This is a genomic window from Flagellimonas hadalis (assembly GCF_007785775.2).
Classification (GTDB): domain Bacteria; phylum Bacteroidota; class Bacteroidia; order Flavobacteriales; family Flavobacteriaceae; genus Flagellimonas; species Flagellimonas hadalis.
On sequence record NZ_VNIK02000018.1, the window covers coordinates 61,054 to 70,426 of the forward strand.

Below are 9,373 nucleotides of genomic sequence, written 5' to 3' on the forward strand. Positions count from 1 at the left end.
TGAATGAATGATGAAAATATTGAAATCTAAAATCTTGTTTTTTGTCCTAACTGCCTTGACGACCCATGTTTTTGGGCAAGTGGGGACAAATGGTGAGGACAGAAAAGAGGAAGGTAGACCCGTTCGGGAATACAATCTTGTACTGGAACAGAACAAATTGACCCTCGGTGGGGTCACTGCCGATGCAATGACCATCAATGGGAGTATTCCGGGACCGGTCTTGGAATTCAACGAGGGTGACTTCGCCCTGATCAACGTGACCAATAAGATGGATGTGGAAACCTCCGTACACTGGCATGGATTGATCTTGCCCAATTTTTATGACGGGGTTCCCTATTTGACCACACCGCCCATAGAACCTGGCACAACTTTCCAATATCGGATTCCGATCAACCAATCAGGTACCTATTGGTACCATTCCCACACCATGCTGCAAGAGCAAAAGGGGGTGTATGGCTCGATACTGATCCATCCCAAGGAAAAGACGTTGGACTACGATAAGGATTTGGTCGTGGTGCTCTCCGATTGGACGAACGAAAAGGCCATGAACGTGCTCCGAAACCTTAAACGGGGAAACGAGTGGTACCAGGTCAAAAAAGGGACCGCGGTGCCCTTGAGCAGGGTCATCAAGGAAGGTGCACTAGGTGCACAACTCAAATTTTGGCGAGATCGTATGGAAGGAGCGGATATTGCGGATATCTACTACCCCGCATTTTTGACCAATGGGAAAACATTGGCCGAATACCCTGATTTCAAACCAGGGGAAAAAGTGCGGCTCCGGTTCGTCAATGCCTCTGCCTCCACCTATTATTGGATGGATTTCGGTGGCGGTAACCCCATGGTGGTTTCCGGGGATGGTGTCGATGTGGAGCCTGTTTCCAAAAGTCGTTTTCTTTTTGGCATTGCCGAGACCTATGATGTCATCGTGACCGTTCCTGAAGGCACTTTGGAGGTAACGGCCACGGCACAGGACGGCTCCGGGCATACCTCGTTGCATTTAGGGCAGGGAACGCTTTTTCCCGCAACGACCATCGATAGGCCCGACAAAGTGGCGATGATGAAACAAATGGCCCAAATGGACATGAAAATGGGAGCTCCGGCAATGGCCGGCAACAAGAAGAAAAATACACCCGAATATTTGATGCAAAAGTATGGGATGCAGATGGACATGAAGGATGGCAGCATGGATATGGGTATGCACAATGGGATGTCGATGGATAAGACCGAAATGAGCGGTCAAAAGGATAAACCCATTGCGAAGATGGATGATAAAAGGCCTATGAATGCGAATGAAGATCATAGGCACATGGAGATGGATAAAAAGATGGGGGATATGGCAGGAATGGAAAAGGATTCAACGTCAATGAAATCCACCGGACATAAGGACAAGATGGAAAACCCTATGGTTCAGACTATGCCAATGATGCAGAAAGACACTTCAGCTTTTGATTACGATACCCGTAAAACGTATTTCAACTATGACTTCTTAAAAGCAAAGGAAAGTACTACCTATAATGCCGATCTGCCCGTCAATGACATTCTGTTGAACCTGACGGGAAATATGCAACGGTATATCTGGAGTATGAACGGTGTGCCACTTTCAGAAACCGATAAGATCAAGATCAAAGGTGGGGAAGTAACCCGGATCACCCTCAACAACCTGACCATGATGCACCATCCGATGCACCTCCATGGGCATTATTTCAGGGTCATCAATGAGAATGGTGAAAAGTCACCCTTGAAACATACGGTCAATGTGCCGCCCATGCAGAAAGTGGTCATCGAATTTTATAATGAAGAGTACGGGGATTGGTTTTTCCACTGTCATATCCTCTACCACATGATGGGGGGCATGGCCAGGGTTTTCAGTTATGATACCCCAAGGGATCTGAGGATGAAGGATTTTCCTGTTCAAAAGTTGGTAGATGAAACTGACCATTATTATGCTTGGGGTGCTGCCAGATTGGGTTCCAATTTTAATGAACTCTTCCTTGTTTCAAGTAATATCAGGAATGAATTTGGGGTACGGGCAGAATTTGACTACGACCAAAATGCCGAGGTGGAAGTCAATTATAACAGGTATCTCAATGACTGGGTACGGGTCTATGCAGGGGTAAACACGGAAACCTCCATCCCTGATTCCTATGACCGTTTCAATACAGTGGGACTGATAGGGGTCAAGTATTTTACCCCATACCGCTTTAATATGGATGTGAGTATGGACCACCAGCTGCGTCCAAGAATAAGGTTGGATAGGGAACTATTGCTTTTTCCCAGGATTTTCCTCGAGGGGGAATATGAATTTCGGGCCGATTTTGGATGGGTCAACGATTTGGGGAATTCATCCTATGAAAGTGAGACCCAATGGCTGGTAGGGGCCTCCTATATCCTTTCACGTAATTTTTCAATCCAGGCCAATTACAACAACCGATATGGTTGGGGCGGAGGCCTGCTAGCCCGTTTTTAAATGGCAGAATACAAAAAAAATAGCCTGAGTCTGACCAATACCATTGCTTTGGGAACCGGTGTGATGATCGGTGCGGGAATTTTTGCGCTCTTGGGTCAGGTTGCCGAACTCTCCGGCCAATGGTTTCCCTTTGCTTTTTTAATCGGGGCAGTCATCTCAGGTTTCAGTTCCTACACCTATGTCAAAATGTCCAATACCTACCCCTCTGCCGGGGGCATTGGCATGTACCTCAAAAAGGTTTACGGTAAAACGGCCTGGACCGCTACCGGTGCACTGCTGATGGCCCTTTCCATGGTCATCAATGAGAGTTTGGTGGCCCGGACGTTCGGGACCTACGTATTGGAGCTTTTTGATGTGGAGTCGAAAGGATTCTGGCCCCCGATCCTTGGGGTATTGTTGTTGATCACAGCCTTTATTGTCAATGTGATGGGAAACAAAGCTATCGGGGGATCGTCCTTGGTCATGGCCATACTAAAAATCGGCGGGATAGCGGTTTTTGCCATTGGTGGCCTTTGGGCAGCTGGATTTACCTTTGATCAGGTCGTTCCTTCCCAGTCCTTGACCGAGCATTCCCTGGTGGATTATTTGGGGGCATTGGCACTGTCGATATTGGCCTATAAGGGTTTTACCACCATTACCAATAGTGGGGATGAGATCGTCGATCCCAAACGTAACGTGGGACGGGCCATTGTCATTTCTTTGGTGATATGTACCCTGGTCTATCTCATGGTGGCATTTGCGGTCTCTTCCAATCTTTCCATCCAGGAAATCATTGCGGCCAAGGACTATTCGCTGGCCGAGGCATCCAGACCCGCTTTTGGAAAATATGGGGTCTGGTTCACCGTTGGTCTGGCGATCATATCCACCGTTTCCGGGGTCGTTGCCAGCATTTTTGCCGTTTCCCGGATGACCACCATGCTCACTGAAAAGGAATTGATACCACATCGACATTTTGGGATTCCCGGGGACATACAGAAACATATGTTGGTGTATACCGTGGTGATTGCCATAGGGCTCACCATGTTGTTCGATCTGAGCCGGATCGCTGCATTGGGGGCCATCTTTTATTTGATCATGGATATCGGGATCCATTGGGGGGTCCTAAACAATCTACGAAAGGAAATCGGTGCAAATCCCATTATCCTCATTACGGCCCTTGTGCTGGATGTACTGGTGTTGGGCGCCTTTATTTGGTCAAAGGCCGGTAGTGATCTTTTGGTGGTCATTGTTGCCCTGGTATTGATGGTGCTTATTTTTTTCGGGGAACGATTGTTTTTGGGGAAAAAGCGTACGGTCGAGGAAGAATAAGGGTAGAGTGCTTGCGTGGGAGAAATGGAAAATTAGATGAAAAAATTAAAATAGTAACAATAATGGGGGATAATACAAATATGCCGACCCCGGGCAATCAAAATCAGGAATTAATCTTAAAATCAATTACAATGAAAAGAACAACAGTTACATTAAGTACAATTGCCATTGCGCTATTGACCGTTACCGTGATTTCCTGTAAGGACGGTAAGAAGGAAACAAATGACAAGGAAGGAGCCCATATGGAGATGGGAACGGAAGAGGGCCATCACCATGAGAGCTCTGCGGGGGAAATGGACCACGGGACCATGGACCATGATATGGGTTCGTCCGATGCACAGGGCACATCTGTGATCGATAGCTACCTCCAACTGAAGGATGCCCTGGTGGCGGACAATAAGGATGAAGCGGCCAAATCGGGCCAAGCCTTGGCCAGTGCCTTGGGCAGCTTTGATATCAGCGTATACGATGAACAGCAACAGAAGGAGCTGTCCGATATCATTGAAGTGGCCAAGGAACATGGGGAGCATATCGCCAAAAGTGATATCGGTCACCAACGGGAACACTTTGAGGGACTGGGCAAGGATATGGTCGATTTTATTGCCATAACCGGGACTTCCAAAACCTTGTACCAACAATTCTGCCCCATGTACAACAACAACCAAGGAGGAACGTGGCTCAGCGCAAGTAGCGAAATCCAGAATCCATTTTTTGGAAGTAAGATGTTGACCTGTGGTAAGGTGCAAAAGGAAATCAATTAAATGAAAGTACTGAAAATCATAGTATTGGTAGTGCTGTTGGGATTTGTGGGCATCCAGTTTGTGCCCACAGATCCCAACTTGAGCGATGTGGTTCCCGATACGGACTTCATGTCGGTGAACCAGGTTGCCAAGGATATCGAACACGATTTGCGGGTATCTTGCTATGATTGCCACAGTAACAACACCCAATACCCGTGGTACAATAAGGTCCAACCCATCGCCTGGTTTTTGGAAGAACACATAAAAGAGGGAAAGGAAGAACTCAATTTCAATGAATGGGGCGACTATTCGGATCGAAGAAAAAGGAGCAAACTAATGTCCATCGCAAGTCAGATCGAAGACGATAAGATGCCCCTATCTTCCTATACCCTGATCCATAAGGATGCAAAATTATCGGTGGAAGAGAAAGAACGGATATTGACCTTGGTAAATGATCTAATGGAAGAATTGGATAATTGAAAATGACATGGAAATTACCCTAAAACCGGGACAAACGATATTGCTATTGTTGTTGGTCATGTCCGGTTACTATGAATGAGGAAATAAAGTCCTGAAAGGGAGGGGAACACCCAAAGTTGATTGGTTGGTGAGTTAGTTAGTTAATCGTTCCCTTCCCTTGTCAGGCACTAATGGAAAAGAAGATGAAAGATTGTTGTCGTGACAATGGACCTGTCCAGCCGAAAAAGGCCATTTTAAAAAAATGGTTGGCCCATATCCTGTATGGGATCGTCATTTCGATTGCCCTGGGAGCCTTTATCATACAATAAATACTAACCTAAACAATGCTAAAACAAACCAATGAAACGTATTACTTTACAGATTTTTCTAATGGCCGTATTTCTCACAGGGACAAGCTTTGGCCAAACAAACCCTAACAAGGAAAACCTAGACCAGGACAGGGCCGCTGTGCTGAGGATTTTGGAAAGCTATAAAGAAGCACTGCAAAATTTGACCACGGAAGGTACCTTGGAGCTTTTTGCGGAAGATTCCGAAGTTTTTGAATCCGGGGGCGTGGAAGGCACCTATCAACATTATCTCGACCATCATATAGGTCCAGAACTTGGACATTTCAACAGTTTTAGGTTTTCGGATTATACCATTGAAGTGAAGGTGGAGCTACCCTTTGCCTTTACTACGGAAAGCTATGTCTATACCATTGGCCTAAAATCGGAAAATGGAGGTGAGGGCAAAACGATCAGCAGAAAAGGGGTTGCCACCACCATCCTTAAAAAAACGGATGGGGATTGGAAAATTGTAAAGATGCATAACTCCTCACGGAACAACGGGAAGAACTAATGGTCGGAAGAAAAACATCGATGAAGGTCAGAAAGATACATAGATATCTTGGCCTATTTATTGGGATCCAGTTCCTAATGTGGACCATCAGTGGACTATATTTTAGTTGGACGGACATTGACGAGATCCATGGAGATCAATTCATCAAGGAGCATCCGGACCAGTCAGAATTTGGGAATTTAATTGCTCCCAATGGACACGGGAACGTTAAAATCAAATCTTTGGAAATGAGAAATATAGGGGGAAGTCCCTATTATTGGATCAATGGCGGGGTTTTGATGGATGCACAAACGGGGGAGATCAAAAAGGGTATCGATGAACAACAGGCCTTAGCCGTTGCTTCACAGTATATGTTGCCCGAACTTAAGGTCAAAAGTGTTGAAAGACTCACCCAAACAGGTGGGCAGCACGAGTATCGTGGACGTCCATTACCGGCCTATGTGATCACCTATGAAACGGATGAAAACCTTAAAGCGTATGTCTCAGAGACCGATGGGTCGTTTCAACGTGTAAGGCATCGGTCCTGGAGATGGTTCGATTTTTTGTGGATGACCCATACTATGGACTATGAGGGACGGGACGATTTTAACACCATGGTTTTACGGATTTTTTCCCTGATGGGATTGATTACCGTTTTGAGCGGATTCTTGTTGTGGTATGTCAGCTCACCAACGATCAGAAAATTATGGAAAAGGCGATAGTTCAAACACATTGACATACTTATTTGGCAAAGGACTCCTGTTAGGAGCAAATAGTTGACTATTGTGCCAGTTGAACCATTTTGGGAAAAATGAGCGAACTTAGGAGGCAAAGGCGAAAGAAAAAAAGGGGTCTGGCGAAAAAGAAACGGGATCCGGCCAAGAATAGAAAGGAAAAAAGAAAGAAAATCCTTGGCATATTGGCCTTGATATTGATCGTTATATTGGCAGTGGTCGTCATTTTTTTGAAGGCCCTGTGGAAATTCACTGCATGATATGGAAGTTGGGTCCAGTAAATCGAAAGATGTGTTGTACATCAAAAACATGGTCTGTCCGAGATGCATCATGGCCGTCAAAGGTATTTTGGACGATGAGGGCATTCCCTATATGAATGTGTCGTTGGGTGAAATAACCCTCAATGGGAAAATCACGCCTGAAAAACGGGAAGGTCTCAACGAACGACTTGAGAAAATTGGATTTACGATCATCAACGATCGTAAAGGTCAGTTGATAGAACAGATCAAAAACCTAGTGATTGAGGCGATACACTACACCGGACCCATGGAAAAGGTCAAATGGCCCGAATACCTTTCCGATGGATTGCATCTTGACTATAAGTATCTTAGTTCGCTGTTTTCCGCGGTGGAAAGCATTACCTTGGAGCAATATATCATCAACCAAAAGATTGAAAAGATCAAAGAGTTTCTTGTTTATGACGAATTGGGCTTAAAGGAAATAGCGTTTCAATTGGACTATAGCAGCGTTGCCTATTTAAGCAACCAATTTAAAAAAGTTACTGGAATGACACCTACACAATTTAAGAAAAGTGCCATACAAAATAGAATATCGCTTGATGATATTTAACCTCTACCATTAAGGGCGCAATACCTTTCCAAGGAACCAGCCTCCTAAACGCTATTTAAAAAACACCTTTCTTCGCAAATGGGTCAAGGTTTGTTTTTTTTCAAACAACGCCCTTATACAGAAAGTGTTACTTTTCCCATACGTGTTGGAACCAACATTGTTGATTCTAGGTGTAAAATTGTTAAAATAAAAAATGATCACAACATGAAAAGAAGATACCAAATAGAAGGAATGACTTGTGATGGCTGTAGGGGGCACGTTGAAGAAGCTCTTTTCAATGTGGCCGGTGTAGCCGATGTAGCGGTCGATCTAAAAAACGCAGAAGCTACAGTGGAGTCGCAATTTGAGGTCCCCCTTGAAAAGCTACAAAAGGCATTGGAAAATAAGGGGGGTCAATATAAAATACAAGCGATGAACAAAGCCAATTGAACCGATATACGATAACTGGGACAGGTAAATTGTCAGGCCTACAATTGGAATGGAACAATTCAATACTCGAAAGTCAAGGAATAATCACAATAACCAGATAAAATTTGCACAATGGAAGATAGTCAAAGGAAATCCAATAATTATTTAAAGTTTTTTGCGATGATTGGTACTTCAATGGTCGCCATGTTTTTTTTAATGTACACCCACTCATATCAAATCATTGATCATTTTTGGTATAGTGAGACTAGATTTTTCATGACTTTGATCATGGGGGGATCGATGATCATTATTATGCTGCTATATATGCTACAGATGTATAAAGACCGACGCAAGAACATGTCAATATTAGCCTTGGGTGTTTTGTTGATTGCAGGTGGGATATGGCTGGTCAGGAGTCAGGTTACCGTTTCAGGAGTCGACTACATGGAAGGAATGATACCCCATCATTCCATTGCTATTTTGACCAGTGAACGTTCTCAAATAAAAGATGTCAGGGTACGGGAGCTTGCCAATGAAATTATCAAGGCACAACGCAGGGAGATAATGGAAATGCAGTGGTTGATAAACGACATCAAGGAAAATGGAATAGTGGAAACCGAAGCAGGAAAAGAAAAGCGGCCTATTCCTAAATTCGAGGGATCTCTTAGGGAAGAAACAAAGAATCTGGCCGAATGAGAGGCGATTATTTACTACCAATATTCTTGTTTTGCCCCAAGTTCACTACAATGGTTTGTCCTATCGAATATATTCTAAACTGATCGGGGCAAATTCTCCAAAAAAGATTGACGTGGGCGAACCTGATTTCATAGATGTTGCCGAATTCTATAAACCACTCACCAATTATAAGTACTTGACGAGGAAAGATAAAAGTTGATTTTTCGGAAAATTCTACAACTCTTTCAGTAAATAACGTAACAGTCCATTTTAGGTCTATTCTGAAATTTGTACCATACAAATTGGAGTAGAAAATGGATGCAATCGATATTATTGAGGACACCGAAAGGAAAGCGAAGACGGTGTCAAAAAAATCTTTCCCGGTCACTGGAATGACCTGTGCTGCCTGTGCATCCAGCGTGGAATCCATGCTGGGCCATACCGAAGGGGTCTACAATGCCAGTGTCAACTTTGCCAACAGTACGGTCCTTGTGGAGTATGACAGTGCTATGGACCTAAGCGATCTTCAAAATGCGGTACGTCAAATCGGTTATAATATAATTGTGGATGCCGAGGATCCTACCGAAGTACAGGAAGAGCTTTCGAAAAAGCATTATGTATCCATAAAAAAGCGAACCCTTTGGTCCGCTATTTTGACACTTCCCATTTTCCTTCTTGGGATGTTTTTTATGGATTGGGTCCCGGGTAGGTGGATTTCGTTGGTACTTGCCGTTCCTATCCTGTTCTGGTTTGGCCGAAGCTTTTTCATAAATGCCTTCAAACAGGCCAGATTCGGTAAGGCCAATATGGATACCTTGGTCGCACTCAGTACGGGCATTGCCTTTTTGTTCAGTGCATTCAATACCTTTTTTCCTGAATTTTGGCTCAGTAAAGGC

At 44.3% G+C, this 9,373-nt stretch carries 10 protein-coding genes; all 10 read left to right on the plus strand.

Translation table 11 applies throughout. The features are described from left to right. The first annotated feature begins 10 nt into the window (after positions 1 to 10). The gene (locus FOT42_RS17395; RefSeq protein WP_036385870.1) at positions 11 to 2,467 is read left to right on the plus strand and encodes a multicopper oxidase domain-containing protein; all 2,457 of its coding nucleotides are present in this window, start codon (positions 11 to 13) and stop codon (positions 2,465 to 2,467) included. Beyond that, positions 2,468 to 3,775: an APC family permease gene (locus tag FOT42_RS17400; protein ID WP_036385867.1), complete on the plus strand. Its 1,308-nt coding sequence runs from the start codon at positions 2,468 to 2,470 to the stop codon at positions 3,773 to 3,775. A gap of 131 nt (positions 3,776 to 3,906) precedes the next feature. Further along, positions 3,907 to 4,536, plus strand: coding sequence for a DUF3347 domain-containing protein (locus tag FOT42_RS17405; RefSeq protein ID WP_067035964.1), 630 nt, complete (start codon positions 3,907 to 3,909; stop codon positions 4,534 to 4,536). After that, the gene (locus FOT42_RS17410) at positions 4,537 to 4,995 is read left to right on the plus strand and encodes a heme-binding domain-containing protein (protein WP_151891736.1); all 459 of its coding nucleotides are present in this window, start codon (positions 4,537 to 4,539) and stop codon (positions 4,993 to 4,995) included. It abuts the gene before it with no gap. Positions 4,996 to 5,334: 339 nt separating this feature from the next. Next, complete coding sequence (locus FOT42_RS17415; protein ID WP_119618910.1) at positions 5,335 to 5,832, plus strand: YybH family protein; 498 nt, start codon at positions 5,335 to 5,337, stop codon at positions 5,830 to 5,832. Next, positions 5,832 to 6,533 carry a PepSY domain-containing protein gene (locus tag FOT42_RS17420; RefSeq protein ID WP_036385860.1) on the plus strand — a complete coding sequence of 234 codons (702 nt, stop codon included), beginning with the start codon at positions 5,832 to 5,834 and terminating at the stop codon, positions 6,531 to 6,533. Before FOT42_RS17415 ends, FOT42_RS17420 begins: the two co-directional genes overlap by 1 nt. 303 nt (positions 6,534 to 6,836) lie before the next feature. Next, positions 6,837 to 7,394 carry a helix-turn-helix domain-containing protein gene (locus FOT42_RS17425; protein ID WP_313790835.1) on the plus strand — a complete coding sequence of 186 codons (558 nt, stop codon included), beginning with the start codon at positions 6,837 to 6,839 and terminating at the stop codon, positions 7,392 to 7,394. Positions 7,395 to 7,598: 204 nt separating this feature from the next. Further along, entirely contained in the window at positions 7,599 to 7,823 is a 225-nt protein-coding gene (locus FOT42_RS18165) for a heavy-metal-associated domain-containing protein (protein ID WP_161594393.1), read from the plus strand. A 111-nt stretch (positions 7,824 to 7,934) separates the two neighbouring features. Next, positions 7,935 to 8,498: a DUF305 domain-containing protein gene (locus FOT42_RS17435; RefSeq protein WP_067035938.1), complete on the plus strand. Its 564-nt coding sequence runs from the start codon at positions 7,935 to 7,937 to the stop codon at positions 8,496 to 8,498. A gap of 293 nt (positions 8,499 to 8,791) precedes the next feature. After that, a partial coding sequence (locus FOT42_RS17440; protein WP_192938436.1) for a cation transporter occupies positions 8,792 to 9,373 on the plus strand: 582 nt, incomplete at its 3' end.

What these genes read in the sequence shown, in the direction of transcription:
- FOT42_RS17395 (WP_036385870.1), top strand. Translation starts at nt 11, where the DNA reads ATGAAAATATTGAAATCTAAAATCTTGTTTTTTGTCCTAACTGCCTTG.
- FOT42_RS18165 (WP_161594393.1), top strand. Translation starts at nt 7,599, where the DNA reads ATGAAAAGAAGATACCAAATAGAAGGAATGACTTGTGATGGCTGTAGG.
- FOT42_RS17410 (WP_151891736.1), top strand. Translation starts at nt 4,537, where the DNA reads ATGAAAGTACTGAAAATCATAGTATTGGTAGTGCTGTTGGGATTTGTG.
- FOT42_RS17415 (WP_119618910.1), top strand. Translation starts at nt 5,335, where the DNA reads ATGAAACGTATTACTTTACAGATTTTTCTAATGGCCGTATTTCTCACA.
- FOT42_RS17420 (WP_036385860.1), top strand. Translation starts at nt 5,832, where the DNA reads ATGGTCGGAAGAAAAACATCGATGAAGGTCAGAAAGATACATAGATAT.
- FOT42_RS17405 (WP_067035964.1), top strand. Translation starts at nt 3,907, where the DNA reads ATGAAAAGAACAACAGTTACATTAAGTACAATTGCCATTGCGCTATTG.
- FOT42_RS17435 (WP_067035938.1), top strand. Translation starts at nt 7,935, where the DNA reads ATGGAAGATAGTCAAAGGAAATCCAATAATTATTTAAAGTTTTTTGCG.
- FOT42_RS17400 (WP_036385867.1), top strand. Translation starts at nt 2,468, where the DNA reads ATGGCAGAATACAAAAAAAATAGCCTGAGTCTGACCAATACCATTGCT.